Source organism: Sphingobium sp. SYK-6, from assembly GCF_000283515.1.
Taxonomy (GTDB): domain Bacteria; phylum Pseudomonadota; class Alphaproteobacteria; order Sphingomonadales; family Sphingomonadaceae; genus Sphingobium; species Sphingobium lignivorans.
Map to the genome: position 1 here is coordinate 3,509,882 of NC_015976.1, position 14,764 is coordinate 3,524,645.

The window sequence follows — 14,764 nt, forward strand, 5'->3', positions numbered from 1 at the left end:
GCACGGCCTATAGGCTCGTTCATGGCAGTCAACTCACGATCACAACACCACTCAGGCGGCCTTTCGCCCATCACTGACCGCGTGCTCTTCATCGACGGCGAAGCGATCATTCTGGACAAGCCGGCCGGTCTGCCGGTCGATCCTCCGCGCGATGGAAGCCTCAGCCTTCACAATCATCTGGCGTCGCTGACCTTCGGCTTCGAGCGCTGGCCTGTCGCGGTCCACCGGCTGGACCGGGATACCAGCGGGTGCCTGCTGCTCGCGCGCAATCCCAAGGCCGCCAAGCGCTTCACCGAGGCCTTCGAGGCGCGCGCGGTGGAGAAAAGCTATCTCGCGGTGGTGGATGGCGTGCCCGATGCGCCGGAAGGGGTGATCGATCTGCCCCTCGCCAAGCGGAGCACGGCCGCGACCGGTTGGCGCATGGTGCCCGACGCGGCCGGCAAGCAGGCCGTGACGCATTGGCATCTGCTGGCTGCGCGGGACGGCCGCGCGCTGCTGCGCTTCACGCCGGAGACCGGACGCACGCACCAGTTGCGCGCTCATTCGCTCCATGGCCTGGGCTTCGGCATTCTTGGCGATCCGGTCTATTCGTCCGGTGCCGAGCCACTCTGGACCGGGGGATTGCTGCTGCACGCCCGCAGCCTTTCCATGCCACGCCCGGGCAAGGCCCCCGCCGCAGCGATCGCGCCCGTGCCGCCCCGCTTCGCCCAGGCCGGCTTTCCCGACGCAGAGGCGCTGGACAGCTCCGATGTCTGACCGGATCATTCCGGACGAGGCTTTTGAAGAGCGTTTCATCACGGCAAGCGGGCCCGGCGGCCAGAATGTGAACAAGGTGGCCAGCGCGGTGCAACTGCGGGTCGATGTCTTCCGCCTCGGCCTCTCTCCGGAGAGCTACCGGCGGCTGAAGGCCATCGCCGGATCGAGGCTGACCGCGAGCGGCACGCTCGTCATTCTCGCCCAGCGCTTCCGCACCCAGGAAGCCAATCGCGAGGATGCCCGCGCCCGCCTCATCGCCATGCTCGACAAGGCGGACGAGCGCGAGGCCCGCCGCATTCGCACAAGGCCCTCCAAGGCCGCCAAGGCCCGCAGGGTGGATGCCAAGAAAGCCCGCAGCACCGTGAAGGCAGCGCGCACGCGCGTGCGGATCGACTAGGTAGGGCGGACGGTTTAGGCCCGACAAATGGTCTGCTGTTGGGTCGCCCTGGTAGCCAGCGCCGTGGCTGATTAGTTGTGGAAAGCGGACACCAGCAGCAGGAGTCGAGCCTCATCACAAGTTTCGTTGCGGCTGCCAACCGGGCTGTCTAACTTCGTCGCATGCCGAAAGGGTTGGGATGAAGTGGACGCTAGGATTAATGGGCTTTGCGGGCTTAGCCATTTTTGGTTCGGTTCTGGTCCTGACGTATGTGTCGCCGATCCATGTCGAGCGCGCCGCGCGCGGCTTCGTTCAGAGCCAGATAAAGCGGCAAATCAAAAATGAACTCGGCATCCACCCACGAGAAGCTCGGGACGTCCGAGTCGGCGGTATGGCCGAGGTTTTGGCGCAGCGGAACAAAGAGGAGATCAGCGTGCTGCGGCAGCATCTGGCAAGTGGACTCGACGCGCAGATTGCAGACACCTTGGCAAGGATGCAGGATGCCGATTGCGAATGCCGTGAATTTATGCGACGAGGCCTAGATACAGTTGGTCAATCGCGCCTTTCGAACTTGCAGCGCGCCGAGCCTCAACTGCGCAGAATAATTGAGGGAAAGTACAGCGAGATCGTCACCGATCTGCTACGCGATTTGCGTATTTTCCTTGGCACAAACATGTTCGCCTTCGTGCTTCTGCTAGTCCTTTCAGTTGCGAGGCCTAGCTATACGCGCCAGCTGTTTGTGCCGGGCATCCTGCTCGGGGTGGCCGTCGCAACGGGGAGCGTCATCTATTTGTTTGGCCAGAACTGGTTTTTTACCATCCTTTACGGCGATTTCGTGGGCTGGGCTTATGGCCTTTGGCTATTGCTGATCTTCGGGCTTTTTTGTGACATCGTTTTGTTCAAGGCCAAGGTAACGACACAGATTGTCGATGCGCTGTCTCCCGCGGTTCCTTGCTGATTGTGATGGCTACAAAGTCATTCGCGCGGAATAGCTGGCGCCTGCGAAGCCTCATGTCCCGAATGGCGGCTTCGGGAAGGAAAATGCCGTATAACCGCCGTTTCCCAACGCCATCGAATTTGTCCACGGTGCCCTCGAGCACTGGCGAATGCGGGTGTGGCCGGGTTTTCTGAGGCTCCTCGTTCGAATATGTTGAGGCCGGACGCGATATCTTTGCGACCCGGCTCGCTTTTCCGTTCTCCCCAATCCCCTTTTACCTGAATAGACCACCTGGAACCGGCCGATGGCGAGCCCAAGGAAATGGCCTGCCGCGCCCCTCAGAACGGCGAAGGGCTGGCTTGCGGCGCGGCCGGGCTCGGTAACGGGGATGGGCGGCTCTCGGATGGCGGTGAGGCGGATGGCGCGGGAGCCGGGGCGGGCTGGACCGGCTTGGGAGCGGACGAACGGCTGGGGCTGGGGCTGGGGCTAGGCCGGGGCTGAGGCTTGGGCTTCGGCGGCGTGACCGGTTCGGCAGCGGAGCGTCGCGCGGGTTCGCTGCGCTGACGCTGCGGGGGCGGCGCGCCCGTCGCGCGGGCTGAAGGCGTGGCCGCCGCTGGCTGCGGCTCTGCGGCGGGTGCGGCATTGTCCGGCTGCGGCAGGTCCGCCTCCGCCTCGACAGGCGCCGGCTCGGGAATGGTCACCGCGACGCCGGCAGGAGACAGGCCGTCGGCGACATGCCCCGCTCCTGTCAGGAACAGGGCAAGCGAGAAGAGGGCGAGAAACGACGTCACGGCCAGCCACAGCACGCCCATGCGCCGAACCAGCTGCGCCGATGACAGGCTTTCCTCCGATGGTGCGCCCGTGGCGGCAACCTCTGCCCAATGGGCCATGGCGAGACGGATCGACCGCGTCACCGGGATCATCAGCGCCAGCCCCGCGATCGCGGCAAGCAGCGCCGCCATGACGCCGCCGAAGAAGAGCGCGAGAAGCATGGGGCGGCCGACCGGCGCATCCGGCACCAGACCCGCCAGGCACAGCCAGATGGCACCGGCATTCAGCGCCACGAGCATCGTGAGGAGCCAGCGATACAGCGCCGATGCCTCGCCGATCAGCCGGGTAAGCCCTTCGCCCAGCCGCTCGACGCCGCGCCGTCCGACTTCCCGCGCCAGCGCGCCGGTCGCCTCGCCCCTGCCGATGTCGCCTTCGCTTGCCGGACCCATGGCGCTCCCTGTCGTCGCAATGCCTCAGCCGCTGCTGATGACCCCGGAAAGGCCGAACTGCAAGCGCGAACAGCTGCGGGGCGGGCGGTTTCCGGCTATCGCATCTCCCCTGTCAAACAGGCTGGCGAGCGGGCGTCCAACGGCCTACATGCACGCCATGTACGACTTTGCCCCGACGGCCTCCGCCGACAAGCCCGCGCTCTATGCCGACCTCGTCCTGGCCGCCCGGGCCATCGTGGAGGGCGAACCCGATCCCATCGCCAACATGGCCAATGTGGCAGCGCTGGTCTGGCAATTCCTTCCGGACCTCAACTGGGCAGGCTTCTACCGGCTGATCGGCGATGAGCTGGTTCTCGGCCCCTTCCAGGGCAAGGCGGCCTGCATCCGCATCCCGCTGGGCAAGGGGGTGTGCGGCACGGCGGCGGCAACCCGCCGGACGCAGCGGGTCGAGGATGTCCATGCCTTTCCCGGCCATATCGCCTGCGATGCCGCCTCCGCTTCGGAGATCGTCGTGCCCGTCCTCCATGGCGAGCGGCTCATCGGCGTGCTGGACCTCGACAGCCCCCTGCCCGCCCGCTTCGATCAGGCCGATGCAGAGGGACTGGAAGCGCTCTGCGCGGCCATCTCGTCGGCACTTGTCGGCTGAGGCCTTGCCGATCGCGCCGCCCGGCCCGAACCAGATCGGGACAGGTGCCGGGACGAGCGGCATGGAAAGAGCCATGCACGGCTGCTAATTCCGCACATGACCAGCGGTTCGCGAAGGGAAGCGAAGCCGCGAGGAAGCGGAAGGCGGCGCCATGCGGATCCATCATATCATCGGCCTGATGGCGAGTGCGGCGTGCCTGCCTGCGACGCCGTCGCTGGCGCAGCCTGCGGGGTCGCATCCCGCTCCGACGGTCACCTCTTCCCCGGGCGGCCCCACCATGCCGCATCATGCCGACTGGAACCGGACGGTCGAGGGGCGCTGGTGGGCGGGACATGAAGCGCCGGGCGGCTGGTCGGCCTATCGCACGCCCGTCAACGGCTTCATCCTGCCCGGCTACTGGCTGCAGCCCGGCTATCACATCGCCGAGCCCGAGCGATACGGTCTCCCGCAGCCGCCGCCGGGCTATGGCTGGTCGCGCTACTACGACGATGCCGTGCTCACCGACACCTATGGCAGCGTCCATGACTCCCGCATCGGCTATGACTGGGACCGCCCCGGGGGCTACAGCGATGCCGATTATCGGTATGACGCTGCGCCGGAGGAAATGCGCCGGGACGATGCCGGCCGCGCGGTTGCCGGCGCAGCGATCGGCGGAGTCGCTGGCGGCCTCATCGGCAGCGCCGTTGCCGGGCCGGGCAACCGCACCGGCGGCGCCATCCTCGGCGCCGGGCTGGGCGCGATCACCGGTGCGGTGGTCGCCGATGCATCGGCGGGGCCGCGCGGAGACATGGCGTACGCCCCGGCCCGGGGAAGCCTCTCGGCGGCGGAGCAAAAGCTCCTGCGCGAGGAAGCTCGCCAGCGTCGCAAGCTCGACACGCTGGCGCGCAAGGCAGGCTATGCCGATTATGACGCCTTCCTGCTCGCCCGCGCCGCATATGACGAGAGGCACGCCCCCGCACCGCTGCACCGGGCGCCGCACTGGGCCATGACGGGCGGGCCGGAATATACCGTCTCCCGGCAGGGTGGCGTTGCTTCGCCGTCGACGCCGCGCGTTCACACCCGGCAACTGCCCGGCTATTATGCCGATGGATATTATTATCCGGGGGCGACCATCACCACCATCACGATCGATCCCGGCGGCTCGCCGCCCTGAGCCCGCATGCCCCGACAGGGGTAAGTCATAGCAATGCGCAGATTTGGCCGGAGGCTCAGCTCTGAACGAGCTTCTTGTCCGCTCCGGGGATCAACGACGGCTCGAACCGTTCCCAGCCGGCGCGGCCGAGCCGCTCGATCGGCTGATAGCGGACCTTGTAGTTCATCCGGTCCGAATTCTCGACCCAATAGCCCAGATAGACATAGGGCAGGCCGGCACGCTGGGCGCGCAGGATATGGTCGACGATGATGAAGCTGCCAAGCCCCGGCCGATCCGCATGGTCCGGATCGAAGAAGCTGTAGATCATAGAGAGACCATCGCCCTGCTTGTCCGTCAGGCAGGCGCCGATGAGCCGTCCGGGACGGCCATCCTCGCTGTTCGCCGGCTCACGATATTCCACGACATAGGTCTCGACCGGCGTCTGCTCGACCATGTCGGCAAAGTCGATCTCGTCCATCTCGGTCATGCCGCCATTGGGGTGACGTGCTGACAGATAACGCTGCAGCAGCGCGAACTGCTCGTCGGTGGACCAGGGCTTGCAGGCCCGCACCACCAGATCACTGTTGCGGCGCACGAGGCGGCGCTGCGTCGCGTTCAGGCGGAATTCGTCGGCGACGATGCGCACCGACACGCAGGCATTGCAGTCCGTGCAACTCGGCCGATAAGCGACGTTCTGGCTGCGGCGAAAGCCGATGCGACCGAGCGCATCGTTCAGTTCCGAGGCATGCTCGCCGGCAAGCTCGGTGAAGACTTTGCGTTCGGTCCTCCCCGGAAGATAGGGGCAGGGACCGGCATTCGTCATGAAGAAACGCGGAAACCGGAACGCTGCGCTCACATCGTCTCCCTGCGGCAATGGGCCGATGACTCAACTGGAAAGACTATGCCCATATAGCGGCATCGTGAAAAGACCATTTACTCCGTCTCCTGGCCGGAACCGTCATCAGGTTGCCCCTCGGGCATCGAAATCCGCGTGGGCATGCAAGGGATTTTGCCGCACTTCCGCCCCTCAGCCGCCCAGCGGGATGATGGCGCAAGCCAGACGCGCCACCTCGCCCGAATCGTGACTGACGTAAAGGATCGGCAAGCCAAGCTCGTCGCGCACCCGCTCGATGACGCGCAGTATCTCTTCCCGGCGCGCCGCGTCGAGCGAGGACAGCGGCTCGTCCATGAGCAGGAAGCGCGGCCCGCTGAGCAGGGCCCGGCCGATGGCGACTCGCTGTGCCTCCCCGCCGGACAGCGTGCGCGGCCAGCGATGCATCAGATGGTCGATGCCGAGGAACTCGACCGTCTGCTCAATGCCGATCCAGCGCTCGGCCGGTGGGGCCAGCCGCCATCCGTAAAGGAGATTGTCGCGCACCCGGCGATGCGGGAACAGCCGGCCATCCTGAAAGACATAGCCGGCCCGGCGCCGCTCGGGGGGGAGATCGATGCCGGACGCACTGTCGAAGAGCACCTGCCCCGCCACCGCGATGCGTCCCCGGTCCGGTCGCAGCAGCCCGGCCACCATGTTGAGCACGGAGGTCTTGCCGGCGCCCGAGGGGCCGAACAGGGCGGTCAGGCCACCCCCGCCCGACTGGCCGGCACTCTCCGTGTTTTCCTCCGGTGCGCGCAGGCTTATGCGCGTATCGCCGAGCCGACGCTCGACATCGATCTCAAAGGACATGGCCGCCCTTCCCCTGCCCCATGCGGCGGGCCAGCACTTCCGAAAGGACCAGCGCGCCGAGCGACAGCAGCACCGCGATGGCGGCAAGGCGCGTCACCGCGGCTTCGTTGCCGGGAATCTGCAAGGCACTGTAGATGGCGATGGGGATCGTCCGCGTCTCGCCGGGAATGTTGGATACGAAGGTGATCGTCGCGCCAAACTCGCCGATCGATCGCGCGAAGCCGAGCACGGCGCCGGCCAGCAAGCCCGGCGCGGCGAGCGGGAGCGTGATGGAGAAGAACACGCGCACGGGCGAAGCGCCCAGCGTGCGCGCCGCCCCCTCGAGCCGCCGGTCCACGGCCTCGATCGAGAGGCGCATCGCGCGGACCATGAGCGGCAGCGCCATGACCGCCGCCGCCAGCGCCGCGCCGGTCCAGCGGAACATGAAGCTGACGCCGAACCAGTCGGCCATCCACCGCCCCGCCGGACCGTTGGCACCGAAGGCGATCAGCAACAGCCAGCCGGTCACGACCGGCGGCAGCACGAGCGGCAGATGCACCAGCGCATCGAGCAGCAGCTTGCCGGGGAAGCGCCCGCGCGCGAGCAGCCAGGCAAAGCCGAACGCGAGCGGCATCGTCGCGAGCACCGCGACGATGCTGACCCGCAGCGAGAGCAGGATGATCTCCCATTCCTCGCCCGTCACAAAGCGGACCGGACATAATAGGACACATAAAACGGACGGTGCAGCGTGCGCTGTCCTACCCTTGGCCAGGCCAGTGCCATCGCCCTCATCGGACCGGAAATCCCCGCCGGGCAAAGATGGCCTTGCCTTCGCGCGACAGCAGAAAACGGCGGAAATCCTCGACTTCCGGATGTCTGGAGCCACGCAGGATCGCCAGCGGATAGACGATCGGCGGATGCGTCCCGGACGGGAACACGCCCACGATCCGCACGCCGGAAGACGCGCGCGCGTCGGTTTCATAGACGACACCTAAAGGGGCCGCGCCACGCTCCACCAGCGCGAGAGCAGCGCGGACATTCTCGGCGCGCGCCACGCGGGCTTCCACGCTGCGCCAGACGCCGAGCGCGGCAAGCGCGGCCTTGCCATATTTGCCGGCGGGAACGGCGTCGGGATCGGCCATGGCAAGGCGCCCCTTGCCGAGCGCCCGGGCGAGCGGAAACCCACGGGCGATCCGCAGCGCCACGGCACTGCGCGCCGGGGCGACCAGCACCAGCCGGTTGGTGAGGAAATCCGCGCGCGAGCCCGGCCGGAGCAGACCCTTGCCCGCGACATGGTCCATCCATGCCTCATCGGCCGACACGAAGAGATCGGCGGGTGCACCCGCCTCGATCTGACGCGCCAGCGCAGGCGATGCGGCGAAAGACAGCACCGGCGCGGCATGACGCCGCGCTGCCCAGGCCCGCGCCGCATCGTTCATCGCTTCCTGCAGGCTGGCGGCGGCAAGGACCAGAGGCCCACGCCGCTGCGCCTGTGCCTGCGCGGCACCGGACAGCAAGACCGAGGCGAACAGCAGCAGGCAGAAAAACGAACGGATCTTCAAAGGCAGGATCCCCGGTGAGCGGCTCGATCAGCTATAGTTCAGCGTATACAGCAATGAAGAGGCAGGGCAATTGCGAGTCACGCAACGAACGACCCGACACCCGAGGTCACGAAGGATGGACGCCCCCCTACCCCGGCCGCTCAGCCCTTCTGCGTCACGCGGGGCGCCGGCAGCATCGCGGCTTCGAGCGCGGCATGGTCCGGGCAGCGGGATGCGCTGTCGAGCCGGGCCTGCAGGGCCCGATAATGCGCGAGCACCGACGTGCCGAACGGCGTCACGCGTGCGCCGCCGCCATGGGCACTGCCGGGCGAGGTTTCCACCAGCGGCTCGCGCCAGCAGCGATTCATGGCATCGACCAGCAGCCATGCGCGGCGATAGCTCATGTCCATGGCGCGTGCGGCGCCTGAAATGGAGCCATGGGCATCAATGGCATCGAGCAGGTCCGCCTTGCCGGGGCCCATTGCGATCTCGTCCCCGCAATAAAGCTGGATCTTGAGCTTGAATGTGCCTGGCGCGGTCATGCCGCGATCCTAGAGGCTTTTCGCCACGCGCGGAAAGCCTGTTCGCGCGGCAGGTCGTTCAGGCAAGTTCGACCGGCGTGACTTCATAGCCGCCATCGACCAGCGCCGCGATGAGCCGGCGCAGATGCGCCTCGTCGCGCGTCTCGCATTCGATATCGGTGATGAGGCCCTTGGCCGGGAGCGAGGTGAACACGCGCTGGTGATAGACCTCGATGATGTTGACCTGCTGCTCGTGGAAGATGCGCGAGACATGGTAGAGCGCGCCCGGCCGATCCTGCAGGCGGATGCGCAGGCGCGCGAGCCGCCCGGAGCGCGCCAGATCGCGCAGCAGCACGTTGGCGAGCAGGCGCGTATCGATATTGCCCCCGCAAAGCACCAGCCCGACGGTCCGTCCCGCGAACATGGCCTTGTGCTCGATCAGCGCCGCGAGGCCGGCCGCGCCCGCGCCCTCGACCACGGTCTTCTCGATCTGCAGGAGCAGGCTGACCGCCTGTTCCAGCGCCCGCTCGCTCACCAGTACGACATCGTTGGCCAGAGCCTCGACGAAGCGCCGGGTGAGCTTGCCCGGCTCCTTGACCGCAATGCCCTCCGCCAGCGTGTCGCCGCCGGTCGGCAAGGCGACATGCTTCACGAAATCATACATGGAGGGATAGAGCTCGGCCTGGACGCCGATCAGCTCGATACCCGGCTTGAGCGCGCGCGCGGCCGTGCCCATGCCGGAGAAGAGGCCGCCGCCGCCGATGGGGATGACGAGCGTGTCGACGTCCGGCGCGTCCTCCAGAAGCTCGAGCGCGACCGTGCCCTGGCCGGCAATGATGTCCGGCTCGTCGAAGGGATGCACGAAGGTGAGGCCGCGCTCTGTTTCCAGCTCGCGGGCATGGGCATTGGCTTCGTCGAAGGTCTCGCCGAACAGGACGACCGTGGCGCCATGGCCTTCCGTCTGCATCACCTTCACCAGCGGCGTGGTCTGGGGCATGACGATCGTGACCGGCACGCCGAGCCGCGCGCCATGATAGGCAAGGCCCTGCGCATGATTGCCGGCCGAGGCGGCGATCACGCCCTTGGCCCGCGCCGTGTCGTCGAGCAGCAGCAGCCGGTTGAGCGCGCCGCGCTCCTTGTAGGCGGCGGTGAACTGATGATTCTCGAACTTGAGATAGACCGTCGCGCCGGTGAGGCTGGACAGCGTCTTGCTGACCAGCGTGGGCGTGCGCACGATCGAGCCACCAATCCGCTCCCGCGCCGCGCGGACATCGGCAATGGTCACCGGCAGCGCCTGCGCGCCGGCCGGCAAGGGCTCTATCGTCTCGATCCTGTTCATGGCGGGCGCCCTATCCCATCTGGCGCTTCCTGAAAACAGGCTCTATGCCCGCCTTATGGCAAAAATCGCGTTTATCGGGCTGGGGGTGATGGGCGCGCCGATGGCAGGGCATCTTGCCAGAGCGGGACATGAGCTCTCCGTATTCAATCGATCGATGGGCAAGACCCAGGCATGGGTGGACCGTTATGGCGGCATCGCGGCGATCAGCCCGGCGCAGGCAGCGGAAGAAGCCGACATCGTGATCAGCTGCGTGGGCACGGACGACGACCTCGCCGCCGTGACCATCGGCCGCGACGGCGCGTTCCGTACGCTGCGCTCGGGCGGCCTCTATGTCGATCACACAACCGTTTCGGCGCGGATAACGCGGCAACTCGCGCTCGAAGCGGACAGTCGCGGCCTGCACTTCGTCGACGCGCCGGTCTCGGGCGGCCAGTCCGGCGCGGAGGCGGGCACGCTCTCCGTGATGTGCGGCGGCAGCGCGCCGGCGGTGGAAGCCGCGCGGATCGTCATGCAGAGCTATGCCGCGCGCGTCGTGCATTGTGGAGAGGCGGGCGCCGGGCAGACCACCAAGATGGTCAACCAGATCTGCATCGCCGGGGTGCTGGAGGGCATCTCGGAAGCGCTGCGCTTCGCCCAGGCATCCAAGCTCGATCTTGCCCGGGTGCACGAAGCGATCTCGGGCGGGGCGGCGCAGAGCTGGCAGCTGGACAATCGCTGGCAGAGCATGGCCGAGGACCGGTTCGACTTCGGCTTCGCGATCGAATGGATGCGCAAGGATCTCGGCCTCGCGCTGGACGAGGCGAAGGCCATCGGCGCGACGCTGCCGGTGACGGCGCTGGTGGATCAATATTATGCGGAAGTGGTAGCGATGGGTGGAGGACGGCAGGATACGAGCGCATTGGTGAGGCGCCTGCGCAAGCCATGATCCGGTTCCGCGTCCGGCCCCTGATTGCCGCCCTGCTCGCCGCCTGTACCCCCGTCACGCTTCAGGCGAGCGGCCTCATCGACAATGTGAACGGCATCACCATCGACGAGACGGGCGACCTCGTCCATTTTACCGGCCTCCTCATCGACAGCGAGGGCCGCGTGGAGAAGCGGCTGGCACGCGGCGAGAAGCGCCCCGAGCGGCCGGACTTCCGCTATGACGGCAAGGGGCGCACGCTCATCCCGGGCATGATCGATGCGCATGGCCATGTGATGGATCTCGGCTTCACGCGCCTCAACCTCGACCTCAGCGACACCAAGTCGCTGGAGGAAGCGAAAGCGAAGATCGCTGCCTTCGCCGCCGAGAATCCCTCGCGCCCGTGGATCCTGGGCTTTGGCTGGAACCAGGAAGTCTGGGGCCTCGGCCGTTTCCCCACCGCTGCCGATCTCGACGGGCTGGCGGAAGGCCGGCCGATCTGGCTGGAGCGCGTGGACGGCCATGCCGGCTGGGCCAACACGGCCGCGCTCACCGCCGCGAAGATCACCGCCACCACGAAGGCGCCGTCCGGCGGGCGGATCGAGATGGCGGCCGGCAAGCCAAGCGGCGTGCTGGTCGACAAGGCGATGGCGCTGATGCAGGCGGTGGTCCCGGCGCCGCAGCCCAAGGATTATGACGCGGCGCTAATCAAGGCGCAGGACGCGCTGCTCGCGCGCGGCGTGACCGCCATCGCCGACATGGGCACCACCATAGAGGCCTGGCAGGCCTATCGCCGGGCAGGCGACCGGGGCGCGCTGCGCATCCGCATCATGGGCTATGCGCGTGGCATGGATCAGGCGACGTTGATCGCCGGCCCCGGCCCCACGCCCTGGCTCTATGACGACCGGCTGCGACTGGGCGGCGTCAAGCTGATGATCGACGGTGCGCTCGGCTCGCGCGGCGCGGCGCTCAAGGCGCCTTATGCCGATGCACCACGAGAAAGCGGCCTGCCGATGCTGACATCGACCCAGCTTCGCAACCAGATGAGCCGCGCCGCAATGGACGGCTTCCAGCTCGCGGTCCACGCCATCGGCGACAAGGCCAATGCCGAGCTGCTCGATGCGATCGACGAGCTGAGCTTCACGTACAAGGGCGACCGGCGCTGGCGCATCGAGCATGCCCAGATCGTCGACCCCGCCGACCTGCCCCGCTTCGCGCAGCATGGCGCCATCGCGTCCATGCAGCCGCAGCACGCCACGTCCGACTGGTCGATGGCCATCGCGCGCATGGGGCAGGAGAGGCTCGGCGGCGCCTATGCCTGGAAAGCCATGCTGGACAACAAGGTGCCGCTCGCCTTCGGCTCGGACGTGCCGGTCGAGCCGGCCGATCCGTTCATCGGCCTGCGCGCCGCGCTCACCCGCGTCGATGGCAACGGCCAGCCGCCGGGCGGATGGATGCCCGAGCAGCGCCTCTCGTTCGCGCAGGCCCTGCGCGCTTATGGCTGGGGCGCGGCCTATGCCGGGTTCGCCGAGCAGCGTTTCGGCAATCTCGCGCCGGGCCAGCGGGCGGACTTCATCATCCTCGACCGCGATGTCGAACTGGCGGCACCGCGCGACCTGCCCGCCACACGGATCGTCGAAGTATGGATTGGCGGGCAGCGCACGATCATGAAGGACGACGAGCCATGAGCGCTGTCGAGCTGACGACCAAATATGTCGAGAAGCCCTGGGGCCGGACCACGCTGCCGGACATCTTCCCCGATGGCGGCGGGCGCCGCATCGGCGAGGTGTGGTTCGACGGGCCGGAGGGGCGCCACCCGCCCCTGCTCGTCAAATATATCTTCACCAGCGAGAAGCTCTCCGTGCAGGTGCACCCTGACGATGCGCAGGGGCGCGCGCGGGGTCTGGCGGGCGGCAAGAGCGAATGCTGGCTGATCCTCGATGCCGAGCCGGGCGCGACGCTCGGCATGGGCACGCGCATGAAGCTCGACGACGAGACGCTGCGCGACGCCTCGCTCGACGGGCGGATCGAGCAGCTGATGGACTGGAAGCCGGTGAAGCCGGGCGACTTCTTCTATATTCCGGCGGGCACCGTCCACGCCATCGGCGCCGGCGTGACGCTGGTCGAGGTCCAGCAGAATGTGGACGTCACTTACCGCCTCTATGATTATGGCCGCCCGCGCGAACTGCACCTGGAGGACGGGATCGCGGTCAGCGTGGCCGAACCCTATGCCCGCGCGCCCGTGAACATCGAGGCGATGGCGCAGGCCAGCCTGCTGGAGCGCGACGAAGCGCCTTTCCGGCTCGCGCTCGAGACGCTCCCGCCCGGCGCGCGCGACATCGGCGGCGATGGGCCGTGCTGGTTCATTCCGCTCTCGGGCAGCGGCACCCTCGACGGGAAACCTTGGGAAGGCGGGCAGTGCTGGCTCATCGAAGGCGAGGCCCGGCTGGACGTCGTCGACACCGCGCGGACGCTGATCGCCGGTCTCTGAGCGCCGCTCGTTTCCAGACATTATCAACGATCCGGGAACGAATGGCCAAAATCAACTAGCACTGACCGCCGGTTGCGCTTATGCCTCGGGGACGAAGCCTAAGGAGGGAGAGTCTCGAAAATGGCAAAAGACAACAAGATCACCATCTACGATCTGGCGCTGGCGAGCGGTGCGACGATCAGCCCATTCGTATGGGCGACCAAATATGCCATCGCGCACAAGGGCTTCGAGCTGGACATCGTGCCCGGCGGCTTTTCCGGCATTCCCGAGCGGACCGGCGGTGTGACCGAGCGCCTCCCGGCGATCGTCGATGACGGGAAATGGGTGCTCGATAGCTGGCTGATCGCCGAGTATCTCGACGAGACCTATCCCGAGCGGCCGACCCTCATCCCGCACGCCAGCGTCAAGGCGCTCACGCAAGGCATGGAAGCTTGGCTGTGGGGCGCCGCCATCAGCCCGTGGATGACCTGCTTCATCAAGCAGTATCGGGACCGCTCGCTGCCGCAGGATCATGAGTATGTGACCACCTCGCGCGAGCGTATGTTCGGTCGCAAGATCGAGGACATCATCGTGGGCCGCGAGGACCGCATTCCCAAAGTGCCGCCGACGCTGCAGCTGCTGCGCAACGTGCTGGCGGAGAACAAGTGGCTGGGTGGCGACACGCCCAATTATGCGGACTTCCGCCTGCTCGCCGTGTTCCTGTTCACCGCCTCGGTCGCCGACACGCCGGTCCTGACCGATGACGACCCGCTGCGCGACTGGATCGAGCGCGGCTTCGATCTCTACGGCGGGCTGGGCCGGCATCCCGGCCTCTCGCCCATCTTCGGCCTGCAACTGCGCGAGGGCGATCCCGAGCCCTTCATCAAGGGCGGCGCCGTGGGCGGCCTCGCCACGCGCAACACCGGCCCCAAGTCGACCGCCGCCGAGACCGCGCGCCTCAAGGGCGAGAAGGCGCCGGCCGCCTGACAGGCCGCGGGCACTTCAGGACAGGGCATGATCGGCTGCTCGCGGCCCTCATGCCCTGGCATCGCGCGGAACCTGCATGGGCCAGCGCGCTCGCGTGTGAGGCGGACGGCCGACACTTGCCGGACGCTCGATGAGCGGCCCACCGGGAATTCTTGTTGAAGATACCTGACGGTGTGGACGAATTCCGAGCAAGTAGTTTCGGTTGTAACACCGAAGAGGTCGCGGAAAACTGCGAATGTCCGCTTTCAGGACCCACGGCTCGTAGGGGCGATGGC

The 14,764-nt window shown here is 67.2% G+C and carries 16 protein-coding genes; 9 read left to right on the forward strand and 7 right to left on the reverse strand.

Features of this window, described 5'->3' with window-relative positions; translation table 11 throughout:
* Positions 1-21: 21 nt before the first annotated feature.
* The 3 genes from SLG_RS16075 to SLG_RS16090 all read left to right on the forward strand — a co-directional run bounded on the left by SLG_RS16075 (position 22) and on the right by SLG_RS16090 (position 2,090).
* Complete coding sequence (locus SLG_RS16075; RefSeq protein WP_014077559.1) at positions 22-756, forward strand: RluA family pseudouridine synthase; 735 nt, start codon at positions 22-24, stop codon at positions 754-756.
* Positions 749-1,153 carry an alternative ribosome rescue aminoacyl-tRNA hydrolase ArfB gene (arfB, locus tag SLG_RS16080; RefSeq protein ID WP_014077560.1) on the forward strand — a complete coding sequence of 135 codons (405 nt, stop codon included), beginning with the start codon at positions 749-751 and terminating at the stop codon, positions 1,151-1,153. The genes SLG_RS16075 and arfB overlap by 8 nt, the downstream gene beginning before the upstream one ends.
* A 178-nt stretch (positions 1,154-1,331) precedes the next feature.
* The gene (locus SLG_RS16090) at positions 1,332-2,090 is read left to right on the forward strand and encodes a hypothetical protein (protein WP_014077561.1); all 759 of its coding nucleotides are present in this window, start codon (positions 1,332-1,334) and stop codon (positions 2,088-2,090) included.
* 317 nt (positions 2,091-2,407) lie between these two features.
* Here the strand turns inward: SLG_RS16090 and SLG_RS20555 are convergent, their stop codons facing one another.
* A complete protein-coding gene (locus tag SLG_RS20555; RefSeq protein WP_014077562.1) occupies positions 2,408-3,289 on the reverse strand; it encodes a hypothetical protein in 882 nt (293 codons plus the stop codon).
* Positions 3,290-3,446: 157 nt separating this feature from the next.
* On the opposite strand from SLG_RS20555, the gene SLG_RS16100 reads away from it, so the two are divergent.
* A complete protein-coding gene (locus tag SLG_RS16100) occupies positions 3,447-3,935 on the forward strand; it encodes a GAF domain-containing protein (RefSeq protein WP_041392131.1) in 489 nt (162 codons plus the stop codon).
* A 151-nt stretch (positions 3,936-4,086) separates the two neighbouring features.
* Entirely contained in the window at positions 4,087-5,088 is a 1,002-nt protein-coding gene (locus tag SLG_RS22265) for an RcnB family protein (RefSeq protein WP_014077564.1), read from the forward strand.
* A gap of 55 nt (positions 5,089-5,143) precedes the next feature.
* Here SLG_RS22265 and SLG_RS16110 read toward each other — a convergent pair whose 3' ends face one another.
* The 6 genes from SLG_RS16110 to SLG_RS16135 form a co-directional block, all read right to left on the reverse strand.
* The gene (locus SLG_RS16110) at positions 5,144-5,923 is read right to left on the reverse strand and encodes an arginyltransferase (protein ID WP_014077565.1); all 780 of its coding nucleotides are present in this window, start codon (positions 5,921-5,923) and stop codon (positions 5,144-5,146) included.
* 171 nt (positions 5,924-6,094) lie between these two features.
* Positions 6,095-6,751: a molybdenum ABC transporter ATP-binding protein gene (locus SLG_RS16115; protein WP_014077566.1), complete on the reverse strand. Its 657-nt coding sequence runs from the start codon at positions 6,749-6,751 to the stop codon at positions 6,095-6,097.
* Positions 6,741-7,433, reverse strand: a complete 693-nt coding sequence (gene modB, locus SLG_RS16120; protein WP_014077567.1) for a molybdate ABC transporter permease subunit — start codon at positions 7,431-7,433, stop codon at positions 6,741-6,743. Before modB ends, SLG_RS16115 begins: the two co-directional genes overlap by 11 nt.
* Positions 7,434-7,518: 85 nt before the next feature.
* Positions 7,519-8,286, reverse strand: coding sequence for a molybdate ABC transporter substrate-binding protein (gene modA / locus SLG_RS16125; RefSeq protein WP_051003884.1), 768 nt, complete (start codon positions 8,284-8,286; stop codon positions 7,519-7,521).
* 146 nt (positions 8,287-8,432) lie between these two features.
* Positions 8,433-8,813 carry a winged helix-turn-helix domain-containing protein gene (locus SLG_RS16130; RefSeq protein WP_014077569.1) on the reverse strand — a complete coding sequence of 127 codons (381 nt, stop codon included), beginning with the start codon at positions 8,811-8,813 and terminating at the stop codon, positions 8,433-8,435.
* Between the two features lie 58 nt (positions 8,814-8,871).
* Positions 8,872-10,131, reverse strand: a complete 1,260-nt coding sequence (locus SLG_RS16135; protein ID WP_014077570.1) for a threonine ammonia-lyase — start codon at positions 10,129-10,131, stop codon at positions 8,872-8,874.
* 55 nt (positions 10,132-10,186) lie between these two features.
* On the opposite strand from SLG_RS16135, the gene SLG_RS16140 reads away from it, so the two are divergent.
* The 4 genes from SLG_RS16140 (at position 10,187) to SLG_RS16155 (ending at position 14,489) form a co-directional block, all read left to right on the forward strand.
* Positions 10,187-11,056, forward strand: coding sequence for an NAD(P)-dependent oxidoreductase (locus tag SLG_RS16140; RefSeq protein ID WP_014077571.1), 870 nt, complete (start codon positions 10,187-10,189; stop codon positions 11,054-11,056).
* Positions 11,053-12,720, forward strand: a complete 1,668-nt coding sequence (locus tag SLG_RS16145; RefSeq protein ID WP_014077572.1) for an amidohydrolase — start codon at positions 11,053-11,055, stop codon at positions 12,718-12,720. The genes SLG_RS16140 and SLG_RS16145 overlap by 4 nt, the downstream gene beginning before the upstream one ends.
* The gene (locus tag SLG_RS16150) at positions 12,717-13,523 is read left to right on the forward strand and encodes a class I mannose-6-phosphate isomerase (protein WP_014077573.1); all 807 of its coding nucleotides are present in this window, start codon (positions 12,717-12,719) and stop codon (positions 13,521-13,523) included. Before SLG_RS16145 ends, SLG_RS16150 begins: the two co-directional genes overlap by 4 nt.
* Before the next feature lie 120 nt (positions 13,524-13,643).
* Positions 13,644-14,489 carry a beta-etherase gene (locus SLG_RS16155; RefSeq protein ID WP_014077574.1) on the forward strand — a complete coding sequence of 282 codons (846 nt, stop codon included), beginning with the start codon at positions 13,644-13,646 and terminating at the stop codon, positions 14,487-14,489.
* Positions 14,490-14,764: the final 275 nt, after the last annotated feature.

What these genes read in the sequence shown, in the direction of transcription:
- SLG_RS16075 (WP_014077559.1), top strand. Translation starts at nt 22, where the DNA reads ATGGCAGTCAACTCACGATCACAACACCACTCAGGCGGCCTTTCGCCC.
- arfB (WP_014077560.1), top strand. Translation starts at nt 749, where the DNA reads ATGTCTGACCGGATCATTCCGGACGAGGCTTTTGAAGAGCGTTTCATC.
- SLG_RS16090 (WP_014077561.1), top strand. Translation starts at nt 1,332, where the DNA reads ATGAAGTGGACGCTAGGATTAATGGGCTTTGCGGGCTTAGCCATTTTT.
- SLG_RS20555 (WP_014077562.1), bottom strand. Translation starts at nt 3,289, where the DNA reads ATGGGTCCGGCAAGCGAAGGCGACATCGGCAGGGGCGAGGCGACCGGC.
- SLG_RS16100 (WP_041392131.1), top strand. Translation starts at nt 3,447, where the DNA reads ATGTACGACTTTGCCCCGACGGCCTCCGCCGACAAGCCCGCGCTCTAT.
- SLG_RS22265 (WP_014077564.1), top strand. Translation starts at nt 4,087, where the DNA reads ATGCGGATCCATCATATCATCGGCCTGATGGCGAGTGCGGCGTGCCTG.
- SLG_RS16115 (WP_014077566.1), bottom strand. Translation starts at nt 6,751, where the DNA reads ATGTCCTTTGAGATCGATGTCGAGCGTCGGCTCGGCGATACGCGCATA.
- SLG_RS16130 (WP_014077569.1), bottom strand. Translation starts at nt 8,813, where the DNA reads ATGACCGCGCCAGGCACATTCAAGCTCAAGATCCAGCTTTATTGCGGG.
- SLG_RS16135 (WP_014077570.1), bottom strand. Translation starts at nt 10,131, where the DNA reads ATGAACAGGATCGAGACGATAGAGCCCTTGCCGGCCGGCGCGCAGGCG.
- SLG_RS16140 (WP_014077571.1), top strand. Translation starts at nt 10,187, where the DNA reads ATGGCAAAAATCGCGTTTATCGGGCTGGGGGTGATGGGCGCGCCGATG.
- SLG_RS16145 (WP_014077572.1), top strand. Translation starts at nt 11,053, where the DNA reads ATGATCCGGTTCCGCGTCCGGCCCCTGATTGCCGCCCTGCTCGCCGCC.
- SLG_RS16150 (WP_014077573.1), top strand. Translation starts at nt 12,717, where the DNA reads ATGAGCGCTGTCGAGCTGACGACCAAATATGTCGAGAAGCCCTGGGGC.
- SLG_RS16155 (WP_014077574.1), top strand. Translation starts at nt 13,644, where the DNA reads ATGGCAAAAGACAACAAGATCACCATCTACGATCTGGCGCTGGCGAGC.